General features: G+C 46.7%; 6 protein-coding genes. 3 read left to right on the top strand and 3 right to left on the bottom strand.

What is annotated here, in order from left to right; all coding sequences use genetic code 11:
* Positions 1-118: 118 nt before the first annotated feature.
* The 3 genes from ACJ0G7_RS03265 to ACJ0G7_RS03275 are packed head-to-tail and all read left to right on the top strand — an operon-like array spanning position 119 to position 13,894.
* The gene (locus ACJ0G7_RS03265) at positions 119-478 is read left to right on the top strand and encodes a hypothetical protein (protein WP_407395180.1); all 360 of its coding nucleotides are present in this window, start codon (positions 119-121) and stop codon (positions 476-478) included.
* A complete protein-coding gene (locus ACJ0G7_RS03270; protein WP_407395181.1) occupies positions 420-3,437 on the top strand; it encodes a tandem-95 repeat protein in 3,018 nt (1,005 codons plus the stop codon). The genes ACJ0G7_RS03265 and ACJ0G7_RS03270 overlap by 59 nt, the downstream gene beginning before the upstream one ends.
* On the top strand, positions 3,410-13,894 hold the full coding sequence (locus ACJ0G7_RS03275; RefSeq protein WP_407395182.1) for a tandem-95 repeat protein: 10,485 nt from the start codon (positions 3,410-3,412) through the stop codon (positions 13,892-13,894). The genes ACJ0G7_RS03270 and ACJ0G7_RS03275 overlap by 28 nt, the downstream gene beginning before the upstream one ends.
* A gap of 46 nt (positions 13,895-13,940) precedes the next feature.
* On the opposite strand, the gene ACJ0G7_RS03280 is transcribed toward ACJ0G7_RS03275, so the two are convergent.
* From ACJ0G7_RS03280 to ACJ0G7_RS03290, 3 genes are read right to left on the bottom strand one after another with little or no spacing between them, the layout of a single operon-like run.
* Entirely contained in the window at positions 13,941-14,573 is a 633-nt protein-coding gene (locus ACJ0G7_RS03280) for a tetratricopeptide repeat protein (RefSeq protein ID WP_407395183.1), read from the bottom strand.
* Positions 14,574-14,584: 11 nt separating this feature from the next.
* Entirely contained in the window at positions 14,585-16,894 is a 2,310-nt protein-coding gene (locus ACJ0G7_RS03285) for a tetratricopeptide repeat protein (RefSeq protein ID WP_407395184.1), read from the bottom strand.
* Positions 16,824-17,384, bottom strand: a complete 561-nt coding sequence (locus ACJ0G7_RS03290) for a hypothetical protein (protein WP_407395185.1) — start codon at positions 17,382-17,384, stop codon at positions 16,824-16,826. The genes ACJ0G7_RS03285 and ACJ0G7_RS03290 overlap by 71 nt, the downstream gene beginning before the upstream one ends.
* Positions 17,385-17,693: the final 309 nt, after the last annotated feature.

The raw sequence follows: 17,693 nt of genomic DNA on the forward strand, positions 1-17,693 counted from the left end.
ATTTCCAGTAAAATTCGTTGGTGCTGGGTTAAGTTTCGGGCCCCATGAGCGTTGCGTCATCCGGACAAAACCATGCTGGAGATGCGGGACGGTCAGAGACGCATCAAGTCAGTCTGCTTTGCAATCTAATATTGATTCCAATTTACAAGTTGTTGCTGATCGTTCAAGTCCGCTTTCCGGTCAGCTCACGGAGCTGACGGCTTATGTTTGGTCTTGGTTGCGTCAGCGCTCGGCAGAAAGTGATTTTGAGCGGCTGATTGGCAAGATATTCTTTTCTTTGGATGCTGATCAGTCATTCACTGTTGATCAGCAATCCTCAGTCGATCAGCTCAAGCTTGATCTTGCGACTGGCACTGGGCTGAGCCCCCTGGATTTCGTGCTGATCCCCCGGGCAACGATGCCGGGTCTTGTTGGTGCCTATGCCAGTCAGCATCCTTCGGGAACCTCCAGCAGTTCTGATCAACGAAACCTGGTTTGATCAGGCTACGGATCAAGAACGTGTGATCACGTTGCTTCAGGAAATTGGTCATGCTGTTGATGATCAGCTTCATTCCAGCAGTTGGGACACGGTTGGCGACGAAGGTGCTTACTTCGCGCGTGTTATCTTGGCTTCTCAGTCAGAGGATGTCGTTAAAGAGTGGTTTAACTATGACGATCATTACATCCTTAATATAGATGGTCAAGCTGTTGCTGTTGAGGCCTCAAATTCAAATAATGCGCCCACTGCAACTTATACAACCAATCACACAGTCGACGAAGGTGGCTCCGTTCTGGTTGGCGTTTTAACCGCGATCGACCCTGATCTTGGTGCTTCCATAACATATTCGTTGGTGGGAGAGGATGTTCCAGGGTTTGAAATCACTAATGGCAGTGGCAACAGTAGCAGTGTATCTAATGCTCGGTTGCCGTTGAGGTCAACACTTCAGAGCGGCGAGCTATTTCTTGGCGGTGACTTTATTGAACTTGGCATTAGCGATGTTGGCTCCTTTGGTACTAGCGGAGCCAAGCCTTCCGACTTTTATGGGACCATCGACTCCAGCGACCGGATTGGACTCAGCAATGATGCCGATGGTTTCGGTACTGGTGATGACTTGCGTATCGACTTTTTCTTGCCAGGTACTCCAGAAGAGCGCTGGAGTATTGGATGGGGTGGCAATGCCAAAGGTAGCTTTAGCGCCTTAGTTGATAACTATAACATTGGAAGTCTGTCCAATACAAGTCTAATTAATACCAGCACTTCTGCCCAGCTTTCTGGCTCCTTTGCTGGTACTGTTGACAACACTGCAGAGGTCAGTCAGACCCACAGCTTTGATCCAACAAAGCAATTTTTCAAGACATCAGTCACAATCACGAATGTTGCTTCTGGCGCTCTCGCTGATGTTCTTTTTATGCGATCGTTTGATCCTGACAATACTGTCTATAAGGGCGGCTCTTATGTTACTACAAATAAGATCGAAAAAACATTTGCTGCTGGTGATGGTGCGGCGATGGTTTCCGCGACGTCTAGTGATGATAGTTATTCAGATGCGTATGGGTCGAACTCGACTGTCTTTTTCTTCTCCAACGATTCTAGGGCAAGGGTTTATACGGGTGGATTCTCAAATAGAAATCCATACGATTACCGCGCTGGCGATGACAAGAATAAGACGGAAACGGCTGATGAGGCGATTGGTATCGTTTTTGATATTGGCGGCTTAGACGCAGGTGAGTCCAAAACTTTTGATTACTTTACGAGTCTTACAACAATCGATGAAAGTTCATCGATTTTGAATGAGATTAGTAACGGTGGCTGGAGCTTTGATCCTGCGCATTCGGCCTATGACTATTTGTCTGATGATAATGATGAAATTGTGCCGATCACTTATAGGGTGACTGATGAGCACGGCCTATACGATGATGAAACGTTTAATATAACTGTTTCTGGCGTTAATGATGCTCCTGCGCTTGTTGTTGATTCAACGACCTCATTCACCGAAGATGCATCTGGCAACCAAGTGGGTTCTGTTGTATCCACCTTTACAGCCTCTGATCTAGAAGGTGATGATCTGACGATTACTCTTTCGGACACAACAAACTATAGTCTTTCCAGTCTTGAGACCTTTGACAGCCTCCCTACCGGTTGGACGAATGCAAAATTAGATAACTCGGCGTCCCTAGGCAGCTTTTTGGGTCGCTATAAGTCATCTGAGACAATATCGACTGACCTTTTCTTGTCGGGGCAGGCAACAACATTTGGTTTTGACTTTTATGCGATTGACTCTTGGGATGACGAACGCCTGAATGTCTATTCAGGAGACACTCTTCTTTTTCAAACTCAGCCGCTTCGTCACAATCGCACTGAAACACAAGTTGTCAATGGTACTTCTACCATTGAGGGCGAGGGAACTTATACTTATTCGATCACGCCGATTGGCGATCGAAGCGAACTGTATAAGGACAGTACCGATAATATTGTTTGGACTGATCAAAAATTCGCCATATCAATTACAACTCCCGCTGGCATGGAGTCATTCTCATTGAAGATAGGCTCAACACTTAATGATGGTCGTATTTATGATGAATCTTGGGGTATCGACAATTTTTACACGCCAACTTCTACGGCGAATCGCGTTCTTCTCTCCGCTGATGGACTTGCGTTGCTGAATCATGGTTCATTGCCTGCTTTCACATTGCAGGCCTCTGACGGATCGCTCACGAGCCCTGCGGTCACGGTCTCACCGTCGGTCACCGCTGTTGACGATGCTGCCGTCATCTCAGGCGATACCGCTGGCTCCGGAGCAGAAGACAGCACAATCACGGGAACACTGTCCGCCACCGACGACGAAGGACTCACCGACAACACTTATTTTTCGATTGAATCAGGGGACAATCCGGCAAATGGAACGGCATCGATCGACGCTGAAACCGGAGATTGGTCTTACGAGCCCACCACCAACTTCAATGGTTCTGATTCCTTCACGGTCACGGTTACCGATGACCTCGGAGGCACCACCACGCAGGCTGTCTCGCTGACGATCACTCCAGTTGATGATCCTGCCGTGATTTCAGGTGACACCTCTGGCTCTGGAGCAGAAGACACCACAATCACCGGAGCTCTCTCAGCCGTCGACGTGGAAGGCCTCACCGATAACACTTATTTTTCGATTGAATCAGGGGACAATCCGTCAAATGGAACGGCGTCCATCGATGCTGAAACTGGAGCTTGGTCTTACGAGCCCAACACCAACTACAACGGTTCCGATTCGTTTACGGTCACCGTCACCGATGATCTAGGCGGTATCACGACGCAGCTGGTTTCCCTTTCAATCTCCCCTGTGAATGATCCTCCTGTATCCAGTGGAGGACTGACCAACACGCAAGCCAACGAAGCAGGAATCAGTAGTGATGGGTCGGCTGCAGGCCGGAGTGAATGCCACCGGCTCTGCGGCGTGCGCTGATGGCGACTATCACGGATGTTGACGGCAACTCTCTCACCATCAGTCAGGGGAAAAAATCAACATCCGGTAGTTATGCAAATGTGCCGACTTCTTCGACATCGACAAACGGGTTAGCCATCGCTGGTACCTATGGATCGTTGAACGTTGGTGCTGACGGTTCCTACCTCTATACCGTTGATCAAAGCAATGCGTCTGTTGATGCTCTGCGAGAAGATCAGTCATTGACTGATTCTTTTACGCTGCTTGTTTCTGATGGGGCAGGTGGTTCCGTTGAGCAAACTCTCGCTTTGATAATTGATGGCACAAATGATGCGCCATATTTTACGTCTTCCGGTTCTGACATTCCAATTGAATATGGGAGGATCACGAACTTAAATCATGATTGGCAAACCGTAGAGTTGTCTTCTTCTTTCGTAGACCCAGTTGTTATTGCTGGTGATATGTCATATAGAGGTGGAGATGCATCTGTCACTCGAGTTCGTGCTCATCCAGATGATGCTGGCAAGATTACCAATCGTTTCCAGATTAAACTTGTCGAATCGAGCGAACATGACGGACCTCATACCACTGAAATTATCAGTTATTTGGTTGTTGAGTCGGGATCTGGAATGTTGACAGATGGGACTCCATTTTCAGCAGGCAAAACAACCTTATCTGCATACGAGAGTTTTGTTCCTGTTTCTATTCCTAATGGCCAAGACAATCCAACAGTATTAACTCAATTGCAAACCAATGCTAATGAGCAATATCTGCTTACCCGTACTGATGCGATCACTGGCTCCTCCTTCTCTGTCATGATGGAAGCAGAGGAAGGTGGTATGTCAACATCTCCTGCCACTGAAGTGGTTGGTTGGTTTGCTATCGAATCCGGCTTTTCCTCACTTGACGGCTCTAATAAATTAGAAGCTAACATTGCTAGCACCAATGTTTCAAGTACTCAGACAGATGTTGCTTATGGGTCCAGTTTTTCTACTCCCAATGCTTTGTTTGTCAAAATAGCAACTTATAACGATCCTGATACTGGTTCTGCACGTATTGTTTCTGAGGGTGCTACTAGTTTCAAGGTTTTTGTTGAAGAGGAGCAGGCTCCCAATGGAGATAGTGAGATTTCGCATGGAAATGAAAATCTTGCGTATATCGTGATTGACGAATCAAATGGACAGATTCCTGCTTATCAAGATGATTCTGAGCTGGTCATTACAACAGCGAATGAGCAGGGTTTAAATAATGATGGATCTGTGCAATCAGGAGTGAATCCGAGTGGTGAGCCCTTGTCTTTGATGGAGAATATTTCAGATGTAGAGAATGACGACTTAACTGTTGTTCAAGTCAAGGAAGCGACTGCAGGAAGTTTTACCTTATTGAGTAGCAGTTCGTCTACGACTTTAATCCAGCCTTCCTCCTATGCTATGCATAATGGAACTTCCGGGTCTTATAACTACTGGGATGAAAGTTATGATGGTAGTGGTAATCCGCTTCAAAATGGATCCTATTTGTCTGGCGGATTGGGCGATTTGACTGATGGTGTTATTGCAACACAGAATTGGAACATTACTGAAGCTCCCAGTGGCCCTGGTCCTTATGTGGGCTGGAATTCCGATCCATCGATTGTCTTTCAGTTTGATCGTACTATTCATTTGGATACTTTAAAGATCTACGTTGATGATTCGAATGGACATGGTGGTGTTGGTGTTCCAGATTCTATTGAGCTGACGACTGATACAGATTCTTACTCATCTTCTACACTTTCTGATCCCAGTTCAAGCGCTCCAACTGTCTACACCTTTTCTGACCTAGATCTGCATGGTACTGAATTTACATTGGATATAGATAGGGCATATGATTGGGTTTTTGTTAGTGAAATTGAATTTTTTGAATCGTCTACATCTCCTGTGTCTGGACTCTATGGCGATCTAACTGCTGAAGCGGATGGTTCCTATGAATATGTTGTTGATAATTCAAATGAATCGGTCAATGCTTTGAACGAGAGTGAAACCCTGGATGATGTCTTTATTGTTCAGATCTCAGATGGAGAGGGTGGATCGATCGATCAAACAGTCTCTTTTGTGATTGATGGTACCGATGATCCTGCCACTATCTCTGGTAACACCTCCGGATCTGGTGATGAAGAGACAATGATCACCGGAACTCTTTCAGCTACTGATCCCGAGGGCCTGACCGACAACACTTACTTTTCCATCGAATCCGGAGATGCCCCGGCTAACGGAGTCGTCTCCATCCATGCTGAAACTGGTGCCTGGTCTTACGACCCCAACATCAATTACTTCGGTTCAGATGCTTTCACGGTCACAGTCACAGACGATGCCAGTGGCACCACCAGGCAGCTTGTCTCTCTGAGTATTACTCCCGTTGATGATCCCAGCGTTATATCAGGTGATATCTCTGCCTCTGGTGAAGAAGACACGACGATTACTGGAACTCTTTCAGCTACAGATGTTGAAGGCCTCACCGACAACACCTACTTCTCGATTGCATCCGTCGATGCTCCAGCGCATGGGACAGCGTCCATCAACGCTCAATCAGGTGCTTGGTCCTATGAGCCAGCTGCCAACTACTTCGGCACTGATTCCTTCACGGTGACAGTGACAGATGATCTGGGTGGCACGACGACCCAGTCGGTCTCCCTTACCATCACCGCCGTTGAGGACCCTGCCGTTATCTCTGGCGACACGAGTGCAGCAGGTGCAGAAGATTCCATCATCATCGGTACTCTTTCGGCTGTTGATTTTGATGGTCTCACTGATTCAACTTATTTCTCCATTGAGTCTGACGACGTTCCTCTGAATGGCATTGCCTTGATCAATGCCGCTACGGGCGAATGGTCATATGAACCTGATATCAATTACAACGGCGTTGATTCTTTCACCGTCACGGTTACAGACGATCTCGGTGGTACTACCACTCAGGACGTTTCTCTGTCGATTTCACCTGTTCAGGATGCACCGCTTGGTTTGGATGGCTCGATTTCTCTTGATGAGGATACGATTTATTCGTTTACTCTGAGTGACTTCCCTCTTAATGATCCTGATCAAGGCGATACCTTGAGCAGTATTAAGCTGACCGGTTTACCTGAACGTGGTCAGTTGACACTGAATGATCAGCCTTTGGAATCCATCTCGATAATTGATTTTGAGACGTCTTCTCTCAGTGGATGGGAAACCTTAGGGAATGTTTCTATCGCCTCTACTGGATCAGATCTTACTATTCCTGATGTCAGCCTTGACCCGTCTGTTGCTGGTGATTATTATGCTTTACTATCGACAGATATTGTTTCTGGCAAGAAGGCTTCTGCAACCCCTGGCAATGTTGAATGGTGTGTAATTTACGATTATGACAATTCCAGGCAAGGCTATCGAATTGGCATCGATAAGAGACAGTTTCCTGTCGATTATGATTATTCTGGATTGACCCATCTTTCTTTGCTTGATTTGTGGGATGGCCAGATTGCTTATGATTCTGATGATCTGTATTGGGCTGAGTATTGGATTCTTACCGATACACCTTTAGATTTTTCTGGTTCACAATATTCAGACAAAATCAGATCTTCTAGTGGCTCTTATGGTATTCAAGTTGAGTTTTCTTTTGTCGATAGCACAAGTTCTGCCAGCGACCTTGAAACCTTTCTCGGCTTATCATCTGGTCTTCTCAGTTCTCTTTCCTCTGATCAGGATTCATCGTCTCTGTTCCTGGATTCTTCTGGACTGAAGCGTACGGTTACAGTTGAAGCTGGTCAGCAATTGGAGTTTGATTGGAAATTTACAGCCAATGATGAGCTGCCTTACAACGATACCTTTATTACTGTTGCTGGCGCTGATATTTATTCCGTCGCAAGTGTTTATTCGGTTGGCGACTATGAGCAGGAGGAAGGGACCTTTACCTATGTATTTTCTGAGGCTGGTCAATATGTTGTTGGTGTTGCAGTCATGGATGAGCAAGATGCCAATCGTGATAGTTATCTTGCTGTTGACAACTTTAGATTGAGTAGTGTCGGCCAGACATCTGAGATTGACCAGTCTGGATTTAGCTTAACGTCTCTTGAAGTGGATGCTTCTCAACTTTCTGCACTTAAGTTTCATCCTGGTCTCAATGCCTCCGATGAACCCTTTGCTGAAATTCAGTATCAAGTTCAAGACCAAGTTGGAGCCTACTCTCAACCCGTTACTTTGAACATTGATGTTCATCCTGTCAATGATTTCCCTGTTGCTGCACCCGATTACTTTGAAGCTATAATTGATGAGCAGAATGGTGTTATTTCGACATCAGCATCTATCGTTGTAAGTGATGTTGATGTTGTAGACGATCTTTCCATTGCTGTGGCAAGAAGTGTTGATGTTATCGGAGACGAACTTTCTTTCCAGATACCGACGTCTTTGACTGACGATAATAATCTAGCTTTGTTTGAGATGATGAGCCTTTCAGCGAATCTCCCTTCCCATGATCTTGATTCACTTCCCTCTGAGGGTGCATTAGTCCATTGGACATTCGAGTCTGGTTCCAGTGGTGACGAAGCGTTTGAATTCTTAGCTAAGGGCGAATCTCTACAACTGAATTATGTCCTTCATATTCTTGATAACGGCGTGCCCCCTCTGACTACTTCTCCTGAGATTGATATTATTATTATTGGTACCAATGATACTCCTTATGTTGTTTCCGGTGATTTTCAGGTCGACCTTTTTGAGGATGATATTGCTCCCACTGGTCACGCTGATTCGTATTACCCCGAGGGCGAAGAGAGTTCATCTGATGCCGAAGGAGATCATGAACACACTGGTGACCCTTATCTGTATTACCCCGAGGGCGATGTAAGTGCATCTGGTGCTGAAGGATATCATGAACATACTGATGACCCTTATCTGTATTATCCCGTCGATGTAAGTTCATCTGATGCTGAGGGTTACCATGAATCGTCTGATAGCGTTTATTCGGATGATTCCAATCAGGAGTTGGATCCATCTGAATATGTGATTACTGATCTATATGCAATTGGGGAGATTCAATTTTCCGACTTTGACCTCACTGACGATCATGCGGTTGGTATCGTTTCTGTAGATATCGATAGTAATTCGACGCAGTCTCCATCTTTGACTTTGATGGATACTTTGCGTGACTTTGATAATACCTTTTCGGTTGATGACACACTACAAGATGGTCAAATCAACTGGTCGTTCACACTTCCCAATCTATTGGTTGATTATCTAGGCGATGACGAGACCCTTGATGTCGTTTATACGATCGCCATTACTGATGACAGTCTAATCACCAAGGCCGCTGGCTCCTCTGAGGTTGATACTGCGTTCTTCGATGTTTCAATTTCTATTTATGGGCATGACGATCAGCTTCAACTTTCACCGATACCACCTGTCGTCATCTCTGAGGTTGATCAATCTTCTGAGAGAGTAGAGCAGGGTCTGACTGGCTTATTGGATGTCATCGATCCTGATAGCAACCCGTTGATTTTTGGTATCTACGGCGTCGACCAAGTCGATGATGAACCGTTGGTGCAGACAGGTCTCTATGGAGACCTTCATCTTGAGCCTGATACAGGTGCTTATCGTTACGACTATAACGTTGATTTTGTCGAGTCTCTAGATACTGACGACCACTTGTATGAGGAGTTCCATCTGACTGTCTCGAATGGTAATAACCAAGTCCAAACTGAATTACTGACCATTGACATTTTTGGTGCTGACGATGCTCCTGAGCTTGGTGTGATTGAGAGTGGCTTGATTGCAGAAATGATCGAGTCTTCGGAAGTGATTGAAAGTGCTTTGTCTGGACACTTACATGCTTTTGATATTGATGACGACAACTTAATTTTTGGGATTCATGATGGTGTTGTTGATTCTTCTTCCTCTGTCTCTACCAAGCTCGGTGACTATGGTTTGATGTCTGTTGATACATCCACTGGCGAGTATTCGTATTCTGGTGATTCACTTTTGATAGAAGCTTTAGGTGCGAATGAGATTGTTTCGGATGAATTTACAATCTTAGTTAGTGATGGTGATGGTGTTGATGTTACCGAAAGTTTCTTTGTGCATCTTGTAGGTGCTGCCGATGCTCCTACGATTTCAGCTCCTGACCAACTCGTTACTGATGAGGATATCTCGATGTTGTTCTCTAATGATTACAATCTCTTCATTGATGATGTAGATGGTAATCTTTCTTCGGTCGCGCTCGTAGTCTCTTTTGGTAGTTTTATTCTTGAGACCACTGCTGCCATTGATACTCAGCTTTCAGACGATGGGTCCTTCATTCAGCTGTCTGGTTCTCAATCCCAATTGAACTTGGCCCTTGGCGATCTCATCTATAAACCAGATCAGGATTTTAATGGAGAGGATTTTTTGATAATAGCCGCGTTTGATGCCAGTCCGTCACCTTTATCAACTGTATTATCAGTTCCATTGACTGTTAACCCTGTTAATGATGCACCTTTTAGTCAGTCTGCATCAGTTTCACTGAATGAAGATCAACCCTACGTTTTTGACCTCTTTGATTTCTATTTCGAGGATATTGATGTTGGTGATTATCTCAACGGAATTGAGATTACCTCACTTCCTCATACTGGAACCCTGCTTCTCGATAACATACCGCTTACATCTGCCGACGCCCCTGATCCTTTGATCATTTCGGCTGCTGATATCTCTAGTCTATCTTTTATGCCTCAGCCTGATGAGGCATATATGAATTATGACTCTATTTCTTTTAAGGTTCTTGATCAGGGCGGTTTGGCTTCACCTGAAGAATCTATTACTCTGAATGTTAACCCTGTTGCTGATCTCATTGATATCGTTGCTTCCGATAATATTATTAATCAATCCGAAAAGGCTGTCGGTGTCACACTCTCCGGCACTGCGGAAGGTGCAGATTTCGTTTTTGTTGAGTGGGGCGGTGTTGAAAAGGTCGCTACAGTTCAGGATGGCGTTTGGTCTGTTTTATACCCAACGATTGTAAATGTAGTCTTTGACCTTGGTGATTTTCAAACCGCAGCCTTCTCTGAGGTTTCCCTTGCCGATGTCTTCGCACAAATTCCTCAAATAACATTTGAGGATGTGATGAGTTTCAATGTGATATCAACAGAAGTACCAGATGATGAAATCGATTCTGTTATTTCTACTGTTGCCATGTCTTCTGATGGTGAGTTTATCGGTAGTCAAGTCCGTTTTGTTACCGTCGATACTACACCACCTCCAACACCCAAGGTTGCATCTTTTGCTGGCAATAGCGAAATTAATTATATTGAATCTCGTGATCGAATTTTTATCGAAGGTTACTCCGAACCCCTCAATACCGTGCAATTGAAGTGGGATCGTACTAAACACACGACGACCAGTGACGAGGATGGATATTGGTCTACAAGTATTCGTTCGAGACTATTTGAAGAGGGTTTGCACCAGATTATGTTTACAACGTCGACTGATCCTGCTGGTAACGAATCAGGACCGTCTGTTGATCTCTATGGTGTTGATACTGTCAGGCCTACTTGGCCTACGATTAACGACATAACCTCCGATGATGTTATCAATATATCCGAAGTTGATTCAGGGGTGTATTTGAATGGCGAAGCTGAGGGCGACAGTCGAATAGTTCTTGATTGGAATGGTACTGCGTTTACTACTCATGCTGACGTGCTTGACAGCTGGGAAATATTTATTCCTTCGGATGATTTCTATCCACCATACGATGATTCTGGTTTCTCACCAATCCTAGCCACACATAACACCCAGAACACAACTCAGGCTGTCACTCTTTCGTCCGACGGTAACACCCTCTTCTTGGCCGAAGACGACATGGGTCTTCAAATGATTGATATCAGTAACCCTGCCAGTCCTTCTTCCATTGGCACCATCCACTCCTCTGGTGATGCAGTGGATGTTGTTCTCTCGGCGGATGGAAATACCGCCTTCCTGGCAGATCTCTACAGTGGCTTGCAGATTATTGACATCAGCAATCTCTCAAGCCCTGAGCTCATATCTACCCACAGTACGTCTGGCGAAGCTTGGGGAGTTACTTTGTCTGCTGATGGCAATACTGCCTTCGTTGCTGATGGTGAAAGCGGCATCCAAATTATTGATGTTACCAAACTTCCTAGTCCGTCTCTTATTGCGACATTTAACACACCAGGTTGGGCTTCAGACGTTCGTCTGTCTGCCGATGGAAACACTGCTTACGTCGCTGACGGAGCCAGCGGGTTGCAGATCGTTGATATTACTGACTTCTCTAGCCCTTCTCTAATCTCAAGTTTAGATACCGAGGGATTTGCCAATCGTGTAGACCTTTCAGTCGATGGCAATACTGCATTCGTTGCGGATTGGGATAGTGGTCTTCAGATCATTGATGTTACCAATCACTCTAGGCCATCTCTCCTTTCCACCCTTGATACTTCGGGATTTGCTTTAGACGTCACCCTTTCGGACGATAGTTATACCGCATTCGTCGCCGATGACGATAATGGTTTACAGATTATTGATGTTACTAATCTTACTAGGCCAAGTCTCATGCACTCCTTGAATACTCAAGGTTATGCGGTGGATGTGACCCTCTCTTCTGACAACGATATCGCTTATGTGGCTGACAACACTGGCGGATTGCAAATAGTTAATTTGCCTGATAGGAATGTACAGCTTATCGGTGACCTTTCCATCACTTCCATCGACCTCTTTGGCAACATATCCAGTACGCGAACAATCACGCCTGTTTTTGACCTTTCAGCACCTGATCGGCCTGTCTTGCCCTCAGAGTATTCTGATTTGATCGTCCTCAATCAGACTTCTAGATCCTCTGGTTTCTCACTGGAGGGTACCGCTGAACCCCTGGGTACTGTCTTCATTCGACTTGGTTTTAGTACTTGGACGGTCGATGTTGATCAGGATGGATCCTGGTATTTTGATTTGCCGACCTCCTCGATACCACTAGATTCAAGTGATTACCAGTTTGAATTTACGGCTATTGACTCAACAGGTAATCGTTCCAATACGTTGAATGTACCTGTCATTGTTGATTCCAAATCGCCAAGCTTCCTGTCTGTTGATGGTGTACTGTTTGGAGACAATGCTATTTCGCCGCTAGATCTTGACAATCCTCTTGTAATTAATGGTGACTCTGATTTAGACGCAGATACTATTGAGTTGTCTTTCTTTGGCGAGTCTTATTCCACAGTACCTGATAGCAATGGCTTCTGGAGTTTTGTTTTGGATCCGTCTATCGTTCCTGTCGAAAGCTCAAATGCTTCACTCACTATCTCGGCTACTGATGAATATCAAAATACTTTATCCCAATCTTTCGATTTCGTCGTTGCGCTTGACCAACCTGCCCCCCCTGTTATCAACCCCATTTCCGAAGATGGTTATCTAAATGACTCTGAAAGTCGTTTTGATATAACTGTCGATGGTACCGCTCCAACTGATCACCATGTCAGGATCGATTATCGTGATCGTACATATGACGTTGATGTTGATGAGAAAGGTCACTGGAGCCTTTCTGTACCATTTCCTAGTAATGACACTTATCCATTAACTGCGACAGCCTACTTTCATCCTTCATATGAATCTCAATCTGTCTTGACTGACTTTGTTGTAGATACGAAGTCTCCGCGTGCTACAGCTGGTGAGCTATTCCTTCTTGATGATGCATTCATACAACTTCGTTTTGATGAGGAATTGGCCTCCGGGAATATCACTCATAGTAGTTTAAAGGTATTGCTAGATCAAAAGGCTGTCGATGTAAATTCGGCTGTTATTTCATCTGACGATCCTGAGCTTCTCCATATTTATTTGAAAGAGGTTCCCACATCAGCTCAGGAGATCTCCATTACTTACAGACCTCGTTCATCTGATTCATTTGTCGTTCAGGATATTTCAGGCAATACCGCCGAACCCTTCTTCAATTTCTCTGTTAATCATCTTGTCACTCAGAGTGATGTTCCATCCCTGGCTAGCGATTTTAAATCAGTCCTTCTTCAAGGAGATAACCCTGTAAATATAACCGGCAATCACGCTAATAATGTCATTGTGGCTAATGCTGCTGACAATATCATTGAAGGTTTTCCAGGAGCCGATACTTTGACTGGTGGTAGTGGTTCTGATCGTTTTGTTTACCGTCAAGCCTTGGATTCATTTCTAGGCGATTCAATACCTTATTATGATCACATCACTGACTTTAATCCTTCTGTTGATGTTCTCCAATTGCCATTTGGCTCTTCAGGGCATATTGGGGAATTGAACTCTATCTCTGAACTTACCTCAAGTTCTCTTTCTGATGCTTTTGCATCTTCAGATGTCCAGGCCTTTGATATCCTTGTTTTCGACGTTGATGGCCGTTCGTTTATTCTTGCTAATGATCAAGATCCAGGCTATTCATCGCATGATGATATTCTTATCGAGATCACAGGTATGTCTCCTGGTAATTACGATGGCACTAATGTCGAAGTATTAGGTTGATGTGAAGGCTTTTTTGGACCGAACTTTATATCCTTGTGATTCTGGATTAGTTACACTGAGCTGCTATCCATTGTCTTGCATCTTGCTGGCCTAGGATTGCTGCTGATCTCCAGTCCATACATGCACCACGAAGATCTCCTATGGTTTCTTTGACGATTCCACGATTTCTCCAAGCTGCTGAATAGCTAGGGCTGATCTGGATTGCTTTATCAAAGTCTTGGATCGCACCTTTCCAGTCCTGCATCGCACCCTTCGTTACACCACGATTGACATATGCGTTCTCAAAGTTTGGATCTAACGAAATTGCTGTGTCGAAATCTTTGAGTGCAAGTTTGATCTTTTGAAGGCTTCCGTAGATTAAACCCCTATTTGAATAAGCTTTTGCGTTTTTCGGGTCTAATTCGATTGATTTTGTATAGCTTTCAAGAGATTGTTTATTCTCTCCTAATTCTTGCAGTGTGCGAGCTCTTCCATAGTGAACTTCAGCCGTATCTATACCTTGATCAATCAGAGTATCGTATATCTCAAAGGCTTTACTGTAATCACCCTCTTCAAGCATGCTGGCAGCACTCTCTGTGGAGATTTCCTCGTTTGCTTTGGCGTTGTATTTGAAATCAATGGTATTTACCACCAATGAAATACCCAATATGGCGAGAAGTTTCTTGCCAGTTCTTTTCATGTTGGTTTTGCTCAGTTTGTGCACTGTTGATTGTGCCATTGCTTGGCATAGTCTATCCCAAGTTCTCCGGCCTTTCTCCAGTCAGAACATGCATTCAACATGTTGCCGCTGTACTCATAAGCAATTCCTCTGTTCGCATATGCTGTTCCGTAATTTGGATTTGTTTTAATGGCTTTCATGAAATCTTGAATTGCTTTGTCATATTTTTGTTGTTGAACATAAAGACTGCCTCTGTTGTTGTATGCTTCTGACATTTTGGGGAGCAATCGGATTGCTTCGTTGTAATCGCTTACAGCTGCTTTTGCATTTCCCAGTGAGGCAAGAAGCAGACCACGGTTGTTATAGATATTTGCCTGTTTGTTGTTGATTTTCAAGGATGTGGTGTAATCCTCTAACGCTCCTGGCTTGTTTCCAAGATCTTCTCTGATTTTTCCTCGATTGGCGTGTGCAGTTGCGTGTTCAGGGTTGCGCTTGATAATCTGTGTGTAATCAAGCTCTGCTTGAGTTTTCAGTCCAGATTCCTCGTTTAATTTTGCTCGGCTGTAAAGAGTTGCCGTGTTGGAAGGATTGATCTTTAGGGCAATTGTAAGATCGGTAATTGCCTTTTGATTGTCGCCGATTTCGGAGAAAAGGTCTGCACGCTTAATTCTACTCCATTCATTTTTGGGGTCTATTTTGATTGCTTTGTTGAAGTCATGCATCGCCATCTCTTTGTTGCCTTTGCTGGAGAGGGCAATTCCTCGAGCGATGTAGGCTCTATGATCTTTTGGATTCAATTCAATTGCTTTATTGTAGTCAAGTACGGCGCTATTAATGTCTCCTGATTTTTCTTTGGCAAACCCGCGATTGATATAAATTCCTGAATCTTTTGGGGTTGTAGATAATGCAATCGTATAGGAGTTGATTGCTTTGTTGAATTCTCCTCGATTGCTGAGTTCTTCACCTTCTAAGAGTAAATCATTGGTTTGTGTCTTGAAGTCGATGGCCTTTCCGCCTGTCTGAGGTCCGATGATTAAGGAGGAGGATGATGCACTCAAAGCGATGGCATTCGGTCCGAGTTCCACCGTTCTCTGTCCAGTGCTTGCATCGTCTGCTTCTTTCTGAGCGGAGGCGTTCGCAGCAGCCAGTTCAGCGGCTTCGCGCTCCAGGCGCTCGGCTTCCTGTTGTGCAGCGGCCAGCTCAGCGGCTTCGCGCTCCAGGCGCTCGGCTTCCTGTTGTGCAGCGGCCAGCTCAGCGGCTTCCCGCTCCAGGCGCTCGGCTTCCTGACGTGCAGCAGCCAGTTCAGCGGCTTCCCGCTCCAGGCGCTCAGCTTCCTGACGTGCAGCAGCCAGTTCAGCGGCTTCCCGCTCCAGGCGCTCAGCTTCCTGACGTGCAGCAGCCAGTTCAGCGGCTTCCCGCTCCAGGCGCTCAGCTTCCTGACGTGCAGCAGCCAGTTCAGCGGCTTCCCGCTCCAGGCGCTCAGCTTCCTGACGTGCAGCAGCCAGTTCAGCGACTTCCCGCTCCAGGCGTTCTGCTTCCTGACGTGCAGCAGCCAGTTCAGCGGCTTCCCGCTCCAGGCGTTCTGCTTCCTGACGTGCAGCAGCCAGTTCCGCGGCTTGCTGCTCCAGGCGTTCTGCTTCCCGTTCTGCGGCAGTCAGTTCAGCGGCTTCGCGCTCCAGGCGCTCGGCCTCCTGTTGAGCAGCAGCCAGTTCCGCGGCTTGCTGCTCGAGGCGTTCTGCTTCCCGTTCTGCGGCAGTCAGTTCAGCGGCTTCGCGCTCCAGGCGCTCGGCTTCCTGTTGTGTAGCGGCCAGTTCAGCGGCTTCGCGCTCCAGGCGCTCGGCTTCCTGTTGTGTAGCGGCCAGTTCAGCGGCTTCGCGCTCTAGGCGCTCGGCTTCCTGTTGTGCAGCGGCCAGTTCAGCGGCTTCGCGCTCCAGGCGCTCGGCCTCCTGTTGAGCAGCAGCCAGTTCCGCGGCTTGCTGCTCGAGGCGTTCTGCTTCCTGTTGAGCAGCAGCCAGTTCCGCGGCTTGCTGCTCGAGGCGCTCGGCCTCCTGTTGAGCAGCGGCCAGTTCAGCGGCTTCGCGCTCCAGGCGCTCGGCTTCCTGTTGTGCAGCGGCCAGTTCAGCGGCTTCGCGCTCCAGGCGCTCGGCTTCCTGTTGTGCAGCGGCCAGTTCAGCGGCTTCGCGCTCCAGGCGCTCGGCTTCCTGTTGTGCAGCAGCCAGTTCAGCGGCTTCCCGCTCGAGGCGCTCAGCTTCCTGACGTGCAGCAGCCAGTTCAGCGGCTTCCCGCTCCAGGCGTTCTGCTTCCTGTTGTGCAGCAGGCCAGTTCAGCGGCTTCGCGCTCAAGGCGCTCAGCTTCCTGACGTGCAGCGGCCAGCTCAGCGGCTTCCCGCTCCAGGCGCTCGGCCTCCTGTTGAGCAGCAGCCAGCTCAGCGGCTTCCCGCTCCAGGCGTTCTGCTTCCTGTTGTGCGGCGGCCAGTTCAGCGGCTTCCCGCTCCAGGCGTTCTGCTTCCTGTTGTGCGGCGGCCAGTTCAGCGGCTTCGCGCTCCAGGCGCTCGGCCTCCTGTTGTGCAGCGGCCAGTTCAGCGGCTTCGCGCTCCAGGCGCTCGGCCTCCTGTTGTGCAGCGGCGACGTCTAATTCGTCGTTCTCAGAGAGGGGTGTGGAAACAACTGCTGCTTCGACGCCGAGGTCCTCGGAATCGAGGGTCTGGACGGATGAATTTTGTGCTGGTGGGATAACAGCAACGAATCTGTCGGACTGACGATCCTCTTTTGCCGCAATTGGTTGTTCAGCTTCGTCTTGATGATGTCTGGATAGGGCTGGCTCTTCATTCAATCTCTGAATCTGAGATTGTGAACTTGAAGAAATTTGTTGATTTGCTTCTTTCTTGCTGATTACGCCGCTATCTGTGCTGCAGCCCGCTAGGAGCGCAAAGCTGAGTGCTGCGAGAAATTGCGATTTGAGCAGGCGGATTCCCATCAGAATGACCTCCGATAGACGAAGGCGCTGAGACAGAGAGCCAACTGAAGTTAGGGAGGCTGAACAGTTGTGTTCCTGTCGACCACCCAGTTACTGCTTTGTCACCTTGCTGGCCTAAGCAGGCTTGTCTCCTTTCGGAGACTTTGTTTGGAGTTGTTCGTCTTG

The sequence above is a fragment of the Parasynechococcus sp. genome, assembly GCF_045559935.1.
In the GTDB taxonomy this organism is placed as follows: Bacteria; Cyanobacteriota; Cyanobacteriia; order PCC-6307; family Cyanobiaceae; genus Parasynechococcus.